This window comes from Azoarcus taiwanensis, from assembly GCF_012910885.1.
GTDB lineage: Bacteria > Pseudomonadota > Gammaproteobacteria > Burkholderiales > Rhodocyclaceae > Azoarcus_F > Azoarcus_F taiwanensis.
This window is the reverse complement of the sequence record NZ_WTVM01000088.1, coordinates 1-16,669: the sequence shown is the minus strand read 5'-3', so window position 1 is coordinate 16,669 and position 16,669 is coordinate 1. Positions and strand designations below refer to the sequence as shown.

The window sequence follows — 16,669 nt, the reverse complement described above, 5'->3', positions numbered from 1 at the left end:
AACGGCACGCCCTACATGGACAAGCTGCCGACTTTCGCCTTCGCCTCGGGGCGCAGCAACCATGCCGACCGGATCGCCACGATTCGTGATGTGTGGGAACGCTATGGCGTGATGATCGACACCCATACCGCCGATGGCGTGAAGGTGGCGCGTGAGCTCGACAGCGGCGGCCTGCCGGTGGTGGTGCTGGAGACCGCGCAGCCGGTGAAGTTCTCCGAGACCATTCAGGAGGCGCTTGGTTGCGATCCTGAGCGGCCCGCCGAGCTCGAAGGCATCGAGACCCTGCCGCAACGGGTGGAGGTGATGGCGCCGGATGTCGAGGCGGTCAAGGCCTTCATCGTGGGGCGGGTGAGCGACTGACGTCACTGCAGCTGGCATGGCGGCGCCACTGCCAGTGGGGGCGCCGTGAGGCGCGAATGCTATGGTTGGCTGAGGATGACTCGGGTATGTATCGCACCGCCGGGTTCGCGGCTTACGCCGCTCCTACAGGCGATGGACGCGCATTGGGTAAAGCCAATGCAACACCTGATGGAAGAGCGGCTGGTATGGTGGCGCCGCTGCTTGTGGCAGTATCGTGAGGCGCGAACGCGGGCTTGGACGGGTGATGCAAGCCGCCGCGCGCGGCCTCGGTCATTCCTCCACGTGTCTCAGGGACAGGTCCAACGCACGGACGTCCTTGGTGAGGCTGCCGATCGAAATGCGGTCGACGCCGGTTTCGGCGATGCCGCGTACCCGCTCCAGATCGACCCCGCCCGAGGCTTCCAGTTGGGCTCGACCCTTGTTGATGCGCACTGCCTCGCGCATGGTGTCGAGGTCCATATTGTCCAGCAACACCATCTCGGCGCCGGCGGCGAGCGCTTCTTCGAGCTGGGCGAGGGTTTCGACTTCGATCTCGATGAAGACGTTGGACGGCGCGAGCTGGCGTGCGCGGTCCATGACCGCGGCAATGCTGCCGGCGGCGATGATGTGGTTTTCCTTGATGAGGATGCCGTCGTAGAGGCCGATGCGGTGATTCAGCCCGCCACCGACCGCGACCGCGTATTTCTGAGCGAGGCGAAGGCCCGGCAGGGTCTTGCGGGTGTCGACGATGCGCGCCTCGGTGCCGGCGACTGCGTCGACGAAACGCCGGGTGACGGTCGCAGTCCCGGAAAGGAGCTGGAGGAAGTTCAGACCGGTCCGCTCTGCAGTCAGCAGTGAACGGGCGCCGGCGACGATGTCGCACACGGGTTGGCCGGGTTCGAGCAGATCGCCGTCGCGCGCATGCCAAAGCACGGTTGCGGTCGGGTCCAACGCCTCGAAAGTGAAGTCGAACCAGGCGCTGCCGCAGAGCACTGCCGGCTCTCGGGTGATGACACGCCCACGAGCATCGGTGCCTTCCGGGATGAGTTGGGCGGTGAGATCGCCGGTGCCGACATCCTCGGCGAGTGCGGCGGCGACGTTGCGCTGGATTTCGATGCGGAGTTGTGTGGATTCGATCATGGGGTTTCCGTTGATTGTCATGAGCGCTGCAGGCGCTCAGTGTCCGTTCTGGTTTGCCTGGACGATCCAGCCATTAAATACGCCGCGAGAGGCTTCGCAGACCTCGCCGGCCGTCAGGCCGATCGGGCCGACACCTTCTCTGGCGAGGCGGTCGGCGGCTGCGCCGTGCAGATGGGTCGCGGCGAGCAGGGCTGATTCGGCCGGCCAACGCTGCGCGAGCAGCGCAACGAGCAAGCCGCTGAGCACATCGCCCATACCGCCGGATGCCATGCCGGGATGACCTGTGGTGTTGATCAGCCAGCGCTGATCGGGCAGGGCGATGACGCTGCCGCAACCCTTCAGGAGCACGAGTGATCTGTAGCGTTGCGACAGCTCGACTGCGGCGCCGACGCGATCATGCTGTACGGCGAAAGGGTCGGTGCCAAGCAGGCGTCCGGCCTCGCCCGGGTGAGGGGTGATCAGGGTCGGAGCCGATCGGTCATGGCAGAGCCGCTGGAAATCGTCATCCTGCGCGAGCAGCGTCAAGGCGTCGGCATCGAGGACCAGCGGTCGTTCGAGCGCAAGCGCCTCCCCGAGGATGGCCTTGGCACGTTCGTCCAGGCCGAGGCCGGGCCCGACAGCGAGCGCGTTGGCCTGGGCGAGCACTTGCTCGGGGGTTCGCAGCATCAGCTCTGGCTGAATGAGGTCCACCGACGGGGCACGTTCATCGACGAGGCTGACCAACACCCGCCCAGCGCCCAGCTTGAGCGCCGCACGGGCGGCAAGCAGTGCAGCGCCGTTCATGCCGCGTGCGCCACCGATGACGCCGACCTCGCCGAAGTCGCCTTTGTGCGAGTTGTTCAGACGCGGCTTGAGTTGGTCACGAAAGAGGGTGGTATCGATTACGTGACCCGGCGGACGGGCGTGTTCGGCGATGTCGATGTCGAGCGTACGGACGATGAGGTTGCCGACGTGGTCAGGGCCGTCCAGGGTGAGTAGCCCGGGCTTGAGGGCGATGAAGGTCAGGGTGTGTGTGGCGCGAAAGGCCGTGCCGAGCACCTTGCCGGTATCAGCATCGATGCCGCTGGGGATGTCGATCGCGAGTCTTGGTACATTGAAGCTGTTCAGTGACTCGATCCATGCAGCGTAATGCCCGGTTAGTGGGCGCTCCAGGCCGATACCGAACAAAGCATCGGCGATCAGCGCCCAACCCTCTTCAGGTGGCGGCGGCAGTTCGGTTTCGACCTTGCCGCCAGCTCCGCGCCACGCAACGTAGGCGGCTGCCGCGTCGGCAGGAAGCCGAGCCAGATCGCCGTCGAAGACCACCGTGACTTCACGTTTGGCTTGCAGAAGACGGCGGGCCATGACCAGACCGTCACCACCGTTGTTGCCTGGCCCGCACACGATCAGCACACGACCGGGCCTTTCCATGGTCAAGCGGAAGGCCTCTTCGGCGGCAGCGCGTCCGGCCCGCTCCATCAACGGTGGGTCGGCGCTCGGCATGACGCGGTTCTCGATGCCGCGAATGCCGGCGACAGTGAAGACGGGTTGCACGCTGTCGCTCATTGGGGTTCTGACTCCTTACCGATTTGTTTGTCCGCGCGCGCTGATCGCGCCCGTTCGGGCGATCAGCGCCATGTCACAGGGGACAGCCTCAGGTGTCAGCCCGACGCTTTTCTATCCGGGTTTCCAGCAGTAACTCGCTCGATCCGTCATCGTCGAACCTTTCGAGCCGCACTGTAAAGCCCCACAGCCTGGCGAAGTGCTTCATCACCTCATTGCTGGACTCGGCCAGTGGCCTGCCGCGATAGGGCTGATGACGCAGGGTGATCGACCGGTCGCCGCGCAGATCGACATTCCAGACCTGGATATTGGGTTCCCGGCTGGCGAGATTGTACTGCTCCGAGAGGGTTTCGCGGATCTTGCGATAACCGGATTCGTCGTGAATGGCGGTGACACCGAGCTTTGGCATTGTCTCATCGTCGATCACCGAAAAAAAACCGAACTCGCGCATCAGCTTTGGCGACAGATACTGAGCGATGAAGCTTTCGTCCTTGAAACTGCGCATCGCGAAGTCGAAGGTGTCCTGCCAGTCGGTGCCAGCGATGTCGGGAAACCAGTAGCGATCCTCGTCGGTTGGTGCTTCGCAGATGCGCTTGATGTCCTGCCACATCGCAAAGCCGAGCGCATACGGGTTGATGCCGCTGTACCAGCGCGCGTTGTAGGGAGGCTGGTAGACCACGTTGGTATGGTGCTGCAGGAACTCGAGCATGAAACTGTCCGACAGCAAGCTCTCGTCGTACAGGGTGTTGATGATGGTGTAGTGCCAGAAGGTCGCCCAGCCTTCGTTCATCACCTGGGTCTGACGTTGCGGGAAGAAATACTGGGCGACCTTGCGCACGATGCGCACGATCTCGCGCTGCCAGGGTTCGAGCAGGGGGGCATGCTTTTCGATGAAGTAGAGAAGGTTCTCCTCAGGCTCGGAGGGGAAGCGGGTTTGGGCGTCGCGGTCATGTCGGTGTTCGTGATGCGGCAGGGTTCGCCACAATTCGTTGACCTGGCTTTGCAGATACTCCTCGCGCTCGCGCTGACGCATCTTTTCCTTGGCGAGCGAGAGCTTTTGCGGTCGCCGGTAGCGGTCGACGCCAAGGTTCATCAGTGCGTGGCATGAGTCGAGCAGTAACTCCACCGCTTCTTCGCCGTAGCGTTCCTCGCAGCTGGCAATGTAATTGCGGGCGAACAACAGGTAGTCAATGATCGCGTCGGCGTTGGTCCATTGCTGGAACAGGTAATTGCCCTTGAAGAAGCTGTTGTGGCCGTAGGCCGCGTGGGCGATGACCAGCGCCTGCATCGTCAGCGTGTTCTCCTCCATGAGATAGGCGATGCAGGGGTTCGAGTTGATGACGATCTCGTAGGCGAGCCCCATCTGTCCGCGCCTGTAACCCCGTTCAGTGGCGAGAAAATGCTTGCCGAAGGACCAATGGTGGTAGTTCACCGGCATGCCGACCGACGCGTAGGCGTCCATCATTTGCTCGCTGGTAATCAGTTCGATCTGGACCGGGTAGGTATCGAGCCCGTAGCGGTTCGCCACACGGGCGATTTCCTCGTGATAGCGGTCGATGGCCTCGAAGCTCCATTCGGAGGTCTCGGGCAGGGCGCGTGGGGTGGATTCGACTTGATTCATCACACGACCGTTTTCCTGAAGAGTTCGCGGAACACCGGGTAAATCTGCGAGGGGTCCTCGATGTTCTGCATCGCGAAATTGGGGTGCGCCGGGAGCAGTTTCTCGTATTCGCGCCAGAGGTTTTGTGGTTCGCCCGGCGTGATCTCAATGTAGGCGAAGTGACGGCACCAGGGCAGGATGTGCTCGCCGAGCAGTTCTCGGCACACCGGCGAGTCGTTGTCCCAGTTGTCGCCGTCCGAGGCCTGCGCGCCGTAAATGTTCCAGCCGCCGCCGGCGTAACGTTCGTGGATGATGTCGCGCATCATGGTCAGTGCGCTCGAGACCACCGTGCCACCCGATTCCCTGGAGTGGAAGAAGTCTTCTTCGTCGACCTCGCGTGCCTTGGTGTGGTGGCGAATGAAGACGACGTCGATGTGCTCGTAGTTGCGGGTCAGAAAGAGGTACAGGAGCATGAAGAAGCGCTTTGCTGTGGCCTTCTTCTGTTCGTCCATCGAACCGGAGACGTCCATCAGGCAAAACATAACCGCCTGGGTGATTGGCTTGGGTACGACGATCCGGTTGTTGTAGCGCAGGTCGAAGCTGTCGATGAAGGGGATCGCCTCGATCTTCGCGCGGACGCGTGCGATCTCCTCCCTGAGCGCGCGCACTTCGTCGTGATCCTCGCCCAAGGTGGCAGTCTTCTCCTCGAGCTCGGCCTGCAGGTCGCGGAGTCTGCTCGAGAAGGGCGAGCCCAGCGCCAGGCGTCGGCCGAGCGCGCTGCGCATCGATCGCACGATGTTGATGTTCGACGGCGAACCATCGGTCGAGAAGCCGGCGCGCTGGCTTTTGAAGTCGGTGATTCGGGCAAGCTGGGTGCGGACCAGGTTGGGCAGCGCCAGATCCTCGAAGAAGACATCGAGGAACTCCTCGCGCGACAGCTGAAAGGCGAAATCGTCCTCGCCTTCGCCCTCGTTGCTTGCCTGGCCGCCGCCACTGCCTCCCCCTCCGTCGGAAGGTGGCCGGCGGGCGATGCTGTCCCCGGCCTTGAACTGGTCATTGCCGGCGAACACCTTCTCCCAGATTCCGCCACGCCCGTGATCGAACTGCGGCTCGTTGAGGTCGCGTGCCGGAATCGATATCTTCTCGCCGTGGTCGAGATCGCGAATTGAGCGTCCGGCGATGGCCTCGCCGACTGCTCGCCGGATCTGCTTGCGAAAGCGACGCAGAAAACGCTGGCGGTTAACCGCGCTCTTGTTCTTGCTGTCGAAGCGACGATCGATGATTCGGACCATGAGGTCTCCCGCGGTCGGACCGGCGCCGGAATCCCTGATTCCGGCGATCGGTCGTGGGCATCAGGACGACTTGCGCACGCGCAGGTACCACTCGCACAGGAGTCGCACCTGCTTTTCGGTGTAACCCTTTTCGATCATCCGGTCGACGAAGTCCTGGTGCTTTTTCTGCTCGTCGGCGCTGGCTTTGGCGTTGAAGCTGATGACCGGAAGCAGGTCCTCGGTATTGGAGAACATCTTCTTCTCGATCACTGCGCGCAGCTTCTCGTAGCTGGTCCAGCGCGGATTGCGGCCTTCGTTCTTGGCCCGGGCGCGCAGGACGAAGTTCACCACCTCGTTGCGGAAGTCCTTGGGGTTGCTGATGCCGGCCGGCTTTTCGATTTTCTCGAGTTCATCGTTAAGCGACGAGCGGTCGAGAATCTCGCCGGTATTCGGGTCACGGAACTCCTGATCCTGGATCCAGAAGTCGGCGTAGGTAACGTAACGGTCGAAAATGTTCTGGCCGTATTCGGAGTAGCTCTCGAGGTAGGCGGTCTGAATTTCCTTGCCGATGAACTCAGCGTAACGCGGTGCGAGAAACTCCTTGATGAAGCCGCGATATCGCGCCTCGACCTCGGGCGGGAACTGTTCGCGCTCGATCTGCTGTTCGAGTACGTACATCAGATGCACCGGGTTGGCGGCTACCTCACGGTGGTCGAAGTTGAAAACCTTTGACAAGGCCTTGAACGCGAAGCGGGTCGACAGCCCGGTCATCCCCTCGTCGACGCCGGCATAGTCACGATACTCCTGCAGGCTCTTGGCTTTTGGGTCGGTGTCCTTGAGGTTTTCCCCGTCGTAGATCCGCATCTTGGAGTAAATGCTGGAGTTTTCCGGTGCCTTCAGACGGGACAGCACGGCGAACTGCGCCATCATCTGCAGGGTATCTGGTGCGCAGGGCGCTTCCGACAATGAGCTGTCATCGAGCAGTTTCTCGTAGATCCGGATCTCGTCTGACACCCGAAGGCAGTAAGGCACCTTGACCGTGTAGATCCGGTCGAGAAAGGCCTCGTTGTTCTTGTTGTTCTTGAAGGACACCCACTCGGACTCATTCGAATGCGCCATGACGATGCCGTCGAAGGGAATCGCGCCAAAGCCCTCGGTGCCCTTGTAGTTGCCTTCCTGGGTGGCGGTCAGCAAGGGGTGGAGCACCTTGATCGGAGCCTTGAACATCTCGACGAACTCGAGCAGGCCCCGGTTGGCCAGGCACAGGCCACCGGAGTAGCTGTAGGCGTCGGGGTCGTCCTGGGAGTATTGCTCTAGCTTGCGGATGTCGACCTTGCCGACCAGCGACGAAATGTCCTGGTTGTTCTCGTCACCAGGCTCGGTCTTGGCGACCGCGACCTGTTTGAGGACGGTGGGATGCAGTCGCACCACTCTGAAGCGGGTGATGTCTCCGCCGAACTCTTCGAGTCGCTTGACCGCCCACGGACTCATGATGGTGTTGAGGTAGCGGCGTGGGATTCCGTAGTCGTCTTCGAGGATTTGGCCATCCTCGAGCGGATCGAACAACCCCAGGGGCGATTCGTGGACGGGCGAGCCCTTGATCGCGTAGAAGGGCACCTTTTCGATCAGGGATTTGAGCTTCTCGGCCAATGACGACTTGCCGCCGCCGACCGGGCCGAGCAGGTAGAGAATCTGCTTCTTCTCTTCCAGCCCCTGAGCTGCGTGACGGAAGTAGGAGACGATGTGCTCGATGACCTCTTCCATTCCGTAGAAGTCCCGGAACGCCGGGTAGAGTTTGAGCACCTTGTTGGAGAAGATGCGCGACAGCCGAGGCTCCAGCCGGGTGTCGACAAGTTCTGGTTCGCCGATGGCCATGAGCATGCGCTCTGCGGCGGTTGCGTAGGCGGCGCTGTCCGATTTGCAGAGGTCGAGATACTCCTCGATAGACATCTCGTCCTCTCTGGCAGCCTCGAAGCGGGCCTGGTAGGCATTGAAGATACTCATCGGACGTCTCCTCGATCGTTCTGTGCTGTCGGTGTTGCCGGGCGCCTTCGAAGCGATTGCCCTCGTTGCGCACTCACCCGTGTGAGCAGGGCTCGGGTCTGCAAGTTCCGAGTCCGGGTTGGTCGTCTCACGAGCCCATTATTGCCCCTGTAGGGTGCTGGAAGGAAGCACGGTGCCCTGTGCTAGAATCTTCGTTTATTTGCAACCAACAGGGCGCCGATGGGCGGATGCGCTCCGGACTGAACAATGCCGGAGGGCCCGAGTTTCGGCCCCAACCTAGACTTGGCAGGGAAGGATTGATGGAGAACAACCAGGAAACCCAGAACGCGCTGGAACGGCGCATCGACATGACCGTGCCGCTGGCCGACATCGAGAAGGAAGTCGACGCACGCCTCAAGCGCATGGCGCGTTCGGTCAAGCTGCCGGGTTTCCGGCCGGGCAAGGTGCCGCTGAAGATCGTGGCTCAGAACTACGGCCCGCAGGCGCGCTCCGAGGCAATCGGCGCGGCTGTCGAGAAGTGCTTCGGCGAGAAGATCCGCGAGCAGAACCTCCGTATTGCCGGCAGCCCGCAAATCGAACCGCGCGAGTCTGGCGAGGACGGCGCCCTTTCGTTCAGCGCCGTGTTCGAGGTGTACCCTGAAGTGGCCGTGGGCGATCTTTCCGGCCAGCAGGTCGAGCGCCCGGTGCTGACCGTCGGCGATGCCGAAGTCGACAAGACCATCGGAGTGTTGCGCAAGCAGCGCACCACTTTCGCTGCGGTCGAGCGTGCTGCGCAAGAGGGTGACCGGGTAGTGATCGACTTCACCGGCCGCAAGGACGGCGAAGTATTCGAGGGCGGCGCAGCGGAAGACTTCCCGTTCGTGATCGGTGCCGGTTCGATGCTCAAGGATTTCGAGACCGCGGTGAGCGGCATGTCGGTGGGTGAGAGCAAGACCTTCGACATGACCTTCCCCGAGGACTACCATGCCGCTCATCTTGCCGGCCAGACGGTGCAGTTCGAAGTCGCGCTCAAAGTTGTTGAAGCGCCGAATCTGCCCGAGATCGACGCCGACTTTGCTCGCGCGCTGGGCGTTGCCGACGGTGACGTCGAGAAGCTGCGCGACGAGGTGCGCAACAACCTCGAGCGGGAGGTCAAGCGTCGCATTCAGGCGCGGGTCAAGGAACAGGTGATGGATGCGCTGATTGCCACTCATCCGATCGAGGTGCCGAAGGCGCTCGTCGAAGCCGAGTCGCGACAGCTTGCCGAGAATGCGCGTCGGGACATGGAGATGCGCGGCATGAACACCAAGGACTTGCCGGTCGATCCCGCGTGGTTCAAGGATCAGGCCGAACGTCGTGTCCGGCTCGGCCTGATCATGGCTGAACTGGTCAAGGCCAAGGATCTGGCTGCCAAGCCTGAGCAGATCAAGAGTCTGGTCGAGGAAATGGCGCAGAGCTACGAGGATCCGTCGGAGCTGGTTCGCTGGTATTACTCCAACCCGGAGCGCCTGTCGCAGGCTGAGGCTGTCGTGATCGAAGACAACGTTGTCGAGTGGGTGGTGTCTGAGGCACAGACGACCGACAAGGAAGTCAGCTTCGACGAACTCATGGGTAACGCGGCCTGATGGCCGGAAAGGGCTGTGCGATGAGCAAGGATATCGGCGGTATCAGTGACTTCAACCCGGTCGGTCTCGGCCTGGTTCCGATGGTGGTGGAACAGAGCGGTCGTGGCGAGCGTGCCTACGACATTTACTCGCGCCTGCTGAAGGAGCGAGTGGTGTTTCTGGTCGGTCCGGTCAACGATGTCATGGCCAATCTGATCGTCGCGCAGCTTCTGTTTCTCGAGTCGGAGAATCCGGACAAGGATATCTACCTGTACATCAACTCGCCGGGCGGATCGGTCACCGCGGGTCTGGCGATCTACGACACCATGCAGTTCATCAAGCCCAACGTCAGCACGCTGTGCATCGGTCAGGCAGCGAGCATGGGCGCCTTTCTGCTGGCAGCTGGAGAGAAAGGCAAGCGCTATTGCCTGCCGAACTCCCGCGTGATGATTCACCAGCCGCTGGGCGGTTTCCAGGGCCAGGCCTCGGACATCGAGATCCACGCCCGGGAGATTCTCTCCATTCGCGCCCGGCTCAATGAGATGCTTGCGCATCACACTGGCCAGCCGATCGAGCAGATCGAAAAGGACACGGATCGCGACAACTTCTTGAGTGCAACCGCCGCAGTCGAGTATGGTCTAGTAGACAAGGTGCTTACCTCGCGCAGCGAAGGCTGATCCAGGGAGACTTACGACCATGACCGAGAAAAAGACCGGCAGCGAGAAGCTGCTCTACTGTTCCTTTTGCGGCAAGAGCCAGCATGAAGTCCGCAAGCTGATTGCGGGGCCGTCGGTCTTCATCTGCGACGAGTGCATCGAGCTGTGCAATGACATCATCCGCGACGAGATGATGGAGAATGCCGACGCCGAGGGCGAGCGCAGTGCATTGCCGACGCCTCGTGAGATCTGCGAGATTCTGGATCAATACGTGATCGGCCAGGGCGCCGCCAAGCGCACCTTGGCGGTGGCCGTCTACAACCACTACAAGCGTCTGCGCCATCTCAGCGGTGACAAGGACGAGGTCGAGCTTTCGAAGAGCAACATTCTGCTCATCGGCCCGACCGGGTCCGGCAAGACGCTGCTGGCGCAAACGCTCGCGCGATTGCTGAATGTTCCGTTCGTGATGGCCGACGCCACCACGCTCACCGAAGCAGGTTATGTCGGCGAGGATGTCGAGAACATCATCCAGAAGCTTTTGCAGAAGTGCGAGTACGAAGTCGAGCGCGCTCAGCACGGCATTGTGTACATCGATGAGATCGACAAGATCTCGCGCAAGTCGGACAACCCCTCGATTACACGGGATGTTTCCGGCGAGGGTGTGCAGCAGGCACTGCTCAAGCTGATCGAGGGCACGACCGCAGCGATTCCGCCGCAGGGCGGCCGCAAGCACCCGAACCAGGATTTCATCCAGGTCGATACGACCAACATCCTGTTCATTTGTGGTGGTGCGTTCGATGGATTGGCGAAGGTCATCCGCGACCGTACCGAAAAGGCCGGCATCGGCTTTGGTGCCGAGGTCAAGAGCCGCAGCTCTGACGCTTCGAGCGAGTCGCTTCGCAGTGTCGAGCCTGAGGACCTGGTCAAGTTCGGGCTGATTCCCGAGTTCGTTGGTCGCCTGCCTGTGGTTGCGACTTTGCAGGAGCTCGACGAAGAAGCCCTGGTTCAGATTCTCATCGAGCCGAAGAATGCGCTGGTCAAGCAATACCAGAAGCTCTTCTCGATGGAAGGCGTGGACCTCGAGATACGACCGGCTGCACTCAAGGCGGTGGCCCGCAAGGCGATTCGGCGCAAGACCGGCGCCCGTGGCTTGCGCTCGATTCTCGAGGCTGCGCTGCTCGACAGCATGTACGATCTGCCCACCATGGAAGGGGTCGAGAAGGTGGTGCTGGACGAAGGTACGATCGAGGATGGAAGTGCGCCACTGCTGATCTACGCGGATCAGAAGCAGGTGTCCGGCTCCAACTGAGCGATATGAAGGGGCAGCGCGGGCTGCCCCTGTTTTTTTCCGGCTGATGAGTGGGGCCGGGAACCGCTGGACGTACGGACAGTCGATCTCATCAGACGCGTTATCACTGCGCAACTCTCTTTCGCGCTTTGAGGGAACCCGCCCGGCGCTCGCCATCACAGTTCATTTTCCAGTCCGAAGTCGCGTTTTTATGGCGCCGGCTTGATTTTCGGCGACGCATCCCCATATGCTGCAGTACGTCCCATAGAGGTATGAAAGATATGTCAGGCACGCTTGAACTCCCCAACGAGCAATCCGAACTTCCGTTGCTACCACTGCGCGATGTGGTGGTTTTTCCGCACATGGTTATCCCGCTTTTCGTCGGACGACCCAAATCGATCAAGGCTCTAGAGACTGCGATGGAGTCCGACAAGAGCATTCTGCTCGTCGCGCAACGCTCGGCAGGGAAGGATGAGCCCACCGCCGAAGACATGTACGAGATCGGCTGCATCGCCAACATTCTCCAGATGCTCAAGCTTCCTGACGGCACGATCAAAGTGCTCGTCGAAGGGGTGCAGCGTGCGCGGCTTGACGCAGTGATGGATGCTCCCGAGATGTTTTCCTCTCTGGTCACGCCTGTGCCGACGCCACCGGTCGATGATCATGAGGTCGAGGCGATGCGCCGTGCGATCATCAGCCAGTTCGATCAGTATGTGAAGCTGAACAAGAAGATCCCGCCGGAGATCCTGGCGTCGCTGTCCGGCATCGAGGACGCCGGCAGACTGGCGGACACGATCGCTGCGCACTTGCCGCTCAAGCTCGAACAGAAGCAGGAAGTGCTCGAAATGTTCAGCGTAGCTGACCGTCTCGAGAAGCTCCTTTCCCAGATGGAAAATGAACTCGACATTCTCCAGGTCGAGAAGCGCATCCGCGGCCGGGTCAAGCGGCAGATGGAGAAGAGTCAGCGCGAGTACTACCTCAACGAGCAGGTCAAGGCCATCCAGAAAGAGCTTGGTGAGGGAGAGGAAGGTGCCGATCTCGAGGAAATGGACAAGAAAATCAAGTCCGCTGGCATGTCAAAGGAAGCGCTCGCCAAGGCGCAATCCGAGTTCAAGAAGCTGCGGCTGATGTCGCCGATGTCGGCAGAGGCCACGGTGGTGCGCAATTTCATCGAAACCCTGATCGGGTTGCCGTGGAAAAAGAAGTCGCGGGTGAGCAAGGATCTCGCAGCTGCCGAGAAAGTGCTGGACCAGGACCACTACGGGCTCGAGAAGGTCAAGGAACGCATCGTCGAGTATCTCGCTGTGCAGCAGCGGGTCGACAAAGTGAAGGCCCCGATTCTTTGCCTGGTCGGGCCTCCGGGTGTGGGCAAGACTTCGCTCGGCCAGTCGATCGCCAAGGCGACCAATCGCAAGTTCGTTCGCATGGCGCTCGGTGGCGTGCGTGACGAGGCCGAGATCCGCGGCCATCGCCGCACTTACATTGGATCGATGCCGGGCAAGATCCTGCAGAACATGAGCAAGGTCGGCGTGAAGAACCCGCTCTTCCTGCTGGACGAAGTGGACAAGCTCGGAATGGATTTTCGGGGTGACCCAAGCTCGGCACTGCTCGAGGTGCTGGATCCGGAGCAGAACCACACTTTTCAGGATCACTATATCGAGGTTGATTTCGATCTCTCGGACGTGATGTTCGTTGCGACTGCCAACACCCTGAATATTCCAGCGGCGCTGCTGGACCGTATGGAGGTGATCCGGCTGTCTGGCTACACCGAGGACGAGAAGGTCAACATCGCGCAGCGCTATCTGCTTCCCAAGCAGTTGAAGAACAACGGGCTCAAGACCGAGGAGATCACGGTCAGCGAGGACGCGTTGCGCGACATCTGCCGCTACTACACGCGCGAAGCAGGGGTGCGAAGTCTCGAGCGCGAGATCTCCAAGATCTGCCGCAAGGTCGTGAAAACACTCGTGCTGAAGAAGCGCAGCACGAAGATCGTGGTCAACGCGAAGAACCTCGACAAGTATCTCGGTGTTCGCAAGTACTCGTTTGGCATTGCCGAAAAAGAGAACCAGGTGGGGCAGGTGACCGGTCTGGCCTGGACCGAAGTCGGCGGCGAGCTGCTGACGATCGAATCAGTCGTACTCCCGGGCAAGGGCAAGGTGGTGACGACCGGCAAGCTTGGCGAAGTCATGCAGGAATCCATCCAGGCGGCGCTCTCGGTTGTCCGCAAGCGTGCCCGGTCACTCGGTATCGCAGAGGACTTCTACCAGAAGAGCGACATCCACATCCACCTGCCGGAAGGCGCCATTCCCAAGGATGGACCTTCGGCGGGCGTAGGTATCGCTACTGCGCTGGTTTCGGTGCTGACGGGTATCCCGGTGCGGTGCGACGTTGCAATGACCGGCGAGATCACGCTCAGAGGCGAAGTGCTTGCGATTGGCGGACTCAAGGAGAAGCTGCTTGCCGCAGTTCGTGGTGGCATCACCAAGGCCCTGATTCCTGAGGAGAATGTGAAGGATCTCGTGGACATTCCTGCGAACATCAAGAATGCTATCGAGATCGTGCCGGTGCGCTGGATTGACCAGGTGCTCGCTCAGGCGCTTGAGCGTTTGCCGGAGCCGCTCACGGACGAAGTCCCGCTCGGTGAAGTCACGGCGGCAGCGGGTGAAGGCGAAACCGTCGTTCCAAAGGCTTCGCGCGCGCACTAAGCGCCAAACGTCCAGGCCTCTTCTGCGATGCAGCATGCGCGAGTATGCTGCATCTTTTGTTGACACGCTCGAATTCAGCACGCTATAAAACGGTGCGGGGCGCGTGCGGCTGGTAGTTCGGGTAGGTGTCGTTCCGGTGTCCCGGAGCATGGATACATCATTCGATTCCAATAAAAGGGGGACTTACGTGAATAAATCCGAACTGGTCGATCAAATCGCCGCAGGCGCTGATCTTTCCAAGGCTGCTGCTGCAAAAGCACTCGACGCGACGCTCAGTGCTGTCAAGGGCGCTCTGAAGAGCAACGACACGGTCACTCTGGTCGGCTTCGGCACCTTTTATCTGGGTGAACGCGCCGCTCGAACCGGGCGCAATCCGAGAACCGGCAAGGCGATCAAGATCAAGGCCGCAAAAGTCCCGAAATTCCGCGCTGGAAAAGGCCTGAAAGATGCTGTAAAATGATGGGCTTTCCTGATCGCTGAAACAGTTGGCGTGAAGGCAGCGCGGGTGCTTAGCTCAGTTGGTAGAGCGTCGCCCTTACAAGGCGAATGTCGGCGGTTCGACCCCGTCAGCACCCACCAAGAACACGTGTGACGAAGCAAAAGGAACGGGGCATGAAAATGCCCCGTTTTCTTTTTGCTTCGTTTTTCACGCTGCGTCTGTGAGCTGAGACAGCGTCATCCAGGCTCAATTGCCTGTGCGCATGGCGATACGCAATTCGAGCATCTCGAGAAGCCGATCCCGTACCGACTCGAGCTCTTCAATGCGATCCATGCGCGCGCTCGGTTCTCCACCACGTTTGATGTCGATGAGACGCTTGCCGAGAGCCTCGTAATCACGATGAAGGCGTACGATCTCGGACATCAGCGGATCAACCTTTCTTCCAAGGCCACGCTGAAGCCAGAGACCGAAACGGCACTTGTCGCAATTCAACTGGGGCGGTTCGGCTCGCTCGTTCTTCAGGTAGCCAAGCAGCGCTTTCGCGCATGCGCGCTGATCGACGATGGCGTGTATCACGGGCAGCTCATCGGCTTCGAGTGGGAGGCGCCCCTGCCAGCTCGGTTCAGGCTTCCACTCCGCAAGCCACCGCAACAGTTCATCGGCCGGCATCGGATGCGCGATCGCATACCCTTGCCCCAGCTGGCAGCCCATGCTGAGCAGCACGCTTCCATGCTCGATTGTCTCTATCCCCTCCGCGATGACGTCGCGGCGGAAGGCCTTGGCCAGCCCGATCACCGCCTCCAGTATCGTGAGATCCTCCGGGTCCTCGAGCATGTCCCGGACGAAAGTTCTGTCCAGCTTGAGCAGATGTGCCGGTAGACGGCGAAGGTAGGTCAGTGATGAATAGCCGGTACCAAAATCGTCGAGAGCGAAACTTACTCCGATTCGCTGACAGGCTCTCATGGTCTTCGATACATTGTTGACGTCGCCGAGGGCGTTCGTTTCGAGAATCTCGAGCTCGAGATCGCCTGGTCCGAGTTCCGGATGGCGCGACAGCTCGGCCTGCAGCGTCTCGACGAAATCGCGCTGTTGGAGATGCACGGCGTCTATGTTGACACTCACCGGAAGCTGTAAGCCGGCTCTGCGCCATTCAGCGCATTGCGAGAGTGCTCGAGCGATTACCCAGTGCCCGATTTCGATCGCGAGATGATGATTCTGGATGCACGGGAGAAACTCAGCCGGCGGTACGATTCCCCGATCCGGATGGCGCCAGCGGATGAGTGCCTCGACACCGATTACCGTGCCGGCATGCATATTCACTTTGGGCTGGTAGTAGAGTTCCAGCTCTTTCTTGTCCAGCGCCTCACGGATTCTCTCCAGCTTCTCGTGATGATGCCGAATCGCCTGCTCCTGTGCGGCATCGAAGATGTGGTAGCGGTTCTTTCCAGCCTGTTTGGCCTGGTACATGGCTTGATCGGCCTGACGGATGAGCTGGTCCGGCTCGATCGTGAGGTTGGCGTCGTGAACCACGATTCCGATACTGCCCGAGACTTCTTCGGACTGCCCTGGCATCAGTTCGATGGGTTCTGCGATCCGCGAGATCAGCCGGTTGATCAGAGCCTCGAGGGATTCCGAGCAAGTTCTTTCGGAAAGCACGACGACGAATTCATCCCCTCCGAAGCGGGCGACCGTATCTTCTTCGCGCAGCACGCCGGTCAAGCGCTTGGCGATTGACTTGAGTACCCGATCACCTGCGTCATGGCCGTAGAAATCGTTGATCTCCTTGAAACCGTCGAGGTCGATGTAGGCAAGAACGACGTGGTCGCCGGATCTGCGAGCACGCGTCATTGCCTGCTTGAGGCGATCGGTGAGCAGTGATCTGTTTGGCAGTCCGGTCAGGCTGTCGTGAAAAGCGATGTGCTCGAGCTGACGTTCATGTTGCTTTTGTCGGCTGATGTCCGAAAACACTGCCACAAAATGGGAGATCGCGCCCTGGCTGTTGCGGACCGTCGAGATCCTGAGCATTTCCGGGTATATCTCACCGGTCTTGCGTTTGTTCCAGACCTCGCCTTCCCAAGCGTCCTCTTCGAGGAGCTTTTGCC

General features: G+C 60.6%; 11 protein-coding genes, 1 tRNA gene and 1 pseudogene. 7 read left to right on the top strand and 6 right to left on the bottom strand.

Going from position 1 to position 16,669, the window contains the following annotated elements:
- Positions 1-360: pseudogene (locus tag GPA21_RS13715) on the top strand (threonine synthase); the annotation flags it as partial.
- A 270-nt stretch (positions 361-630) separates the two neighbouring features.
- On the opposite strand, the gene nadC reads toward GPA21_RS13715, so the two are convergent.
- From nadC to GPA21_RS13690, 5 genes are all read right to left on the bottom strand, one after another.
- Positions 631-1,479, bottom strand: coding sequence for a carboxylating nicotinate-nucleotide diphosphorylase (gene nadC / locus GPA21_RS13710; protein ID WP_211163598.1), 849 nt, complete (start codon positions 1,477-1,479; stop codon positions 631-633).
- Positions 1,480-1,515: 36 nt separating this feature from the next.
- Positions 1,516-3,024 carry an NAD(P)H-hydrate dehydratase gene (locus GPA21_RS13705; protein ID WP_168988707.1) on the bottom strand — a complete coding sequence of 503 codons (1,509 nt, stop codon included), beginning with the start codon at positions 3,022-3,024 and terminating at the stop codon, positions 1,516-1,518.
- An 88-nt stretch (positions 3,025-3,112) separates the two neighbouring features.
- Entirely contained in the window at positions 3,113-4,642 is a 1,530-nt protein-coding gene (locus GPA21_RS13700) for a SpoVR family protein (RefSeq protein ID WP_168988706.1), read from the bottom strand.
- A complete protein-coding gene (locus GPA21_RS13695; RefSeq protein WP_168988705.1) occupies positions 4,642-5,913 on the bottom strand; it encodes a YeaH/YhbH family protein in 1,272 nt (423 codons plus the stop codon). The genes GPA21_RS13700 and GPA21_RS13695 overlap by 1 nt, the downstream gene beginning before the upstream one ends.
- A 60-nt stretch (positions 5,914-5,973) precedes the next feature.
- Positions 5,974-7,896, bottom strand: a complete 1,923-nt coding sequence (locus GPA21_RS13690) for a PrkA family serine protein kinase (protein ID WP_168988704.1) — start codon at positions 7,894-7,896, stop codon at positions 5,974-5,976.
- 299 nt (positions 7,897-8,195) lie between these two features.
- On the opposite strand from GPA21_RS13690, the gene tig reads away from it, so the two are divergent.
- The 6 genes from tig to GPA21_RS13660 all read left to right on the top strand — a co-directional run bounded on the left by tig (position 8,196) and on the right by GPA21_RS13660 (position 14,707).
- Positions 8,196-9,500 carry a trigger factor gene (gene tig, locus GPA21_RS13685; RefSeq protein WP_168988703.1) on the top strand — a complete coding sequence of 435 codons (1,305 nt, stop codon included), beginning with the start codon at positions 8,196-8,198 and terminating at the stop codon, positions 9,498-9,500.
- Between the two features lie 20 nt (positions 9,501-9,520).
- Positions 9,521-10,156: an ATP-dependent Clp endopeptidase proteolytic subunit ClpP gene (gene clpP, locus GPA21_RS13680; protein ID WP_168988702.1), complete on the top strand. Its 636-nt coding sequence runs from the start codon at positions 9,521-9,523 to the stop codon at positions 10,154-10,156.
- A 19-nt stretch (positions 10,157-10,175) separates the two neighbouring features.
- Positions 10,176-11,444: an ATP-dependent Clp protease ATP-binding subunit ClpX gene (gene clpX, locus GPA21_RS13675; protein WP_168988701.1), complete on the top strand. Its 1,269-nt coding sequence runs from the start codon at positions 10,176-10,178 to the stop codon at positions 11,442-11,444.
- Between the two features lie 260 nt (positions 11,445-11,704).
- The gene (lon, locus tag GPA21_RS13670; RefSeq protein ID WP_168988700.1) at positions 11,705-14,128 is read left to right on the top strand and encodes an endopeptidase La; all 2,424 of its coding nucleotides are present in this window, start codon (positions 11,705-11,707) and stop codon (positions 14,126-14,128) included.
- Between the two features lie 187 nt (positions 14,129-14,315).
- Complete coding sequence (locus GPA21_RS13665) at positions 14,316-14,588, top strand: HU family DNA-binding protein (protein ID WP_168988708.1); 273 nt, start codon at positions 14,316-14,318, stop codon at positions 14,586-14,588.
- Positions 14,589-14,631: 43 nt separating this feature from the next.
- Positions 14,632-14,707 (top strand) — tRNA-Val (locus tag GPA21_RS13660).
- 106 nt (positions 14,708-14,813) lie between these two features.
- Here GPA21_RS13660 and GPA21_RS13655 read toward each other — a convergent pair.
- A partial coding sequence (locus GPA21_RS13655; protein WP_168988699.1) for an EAL domain-containing protein occupies positions 14,814-16,669 on the bottom strand: 1,856 nt, incomplete at its 5' end.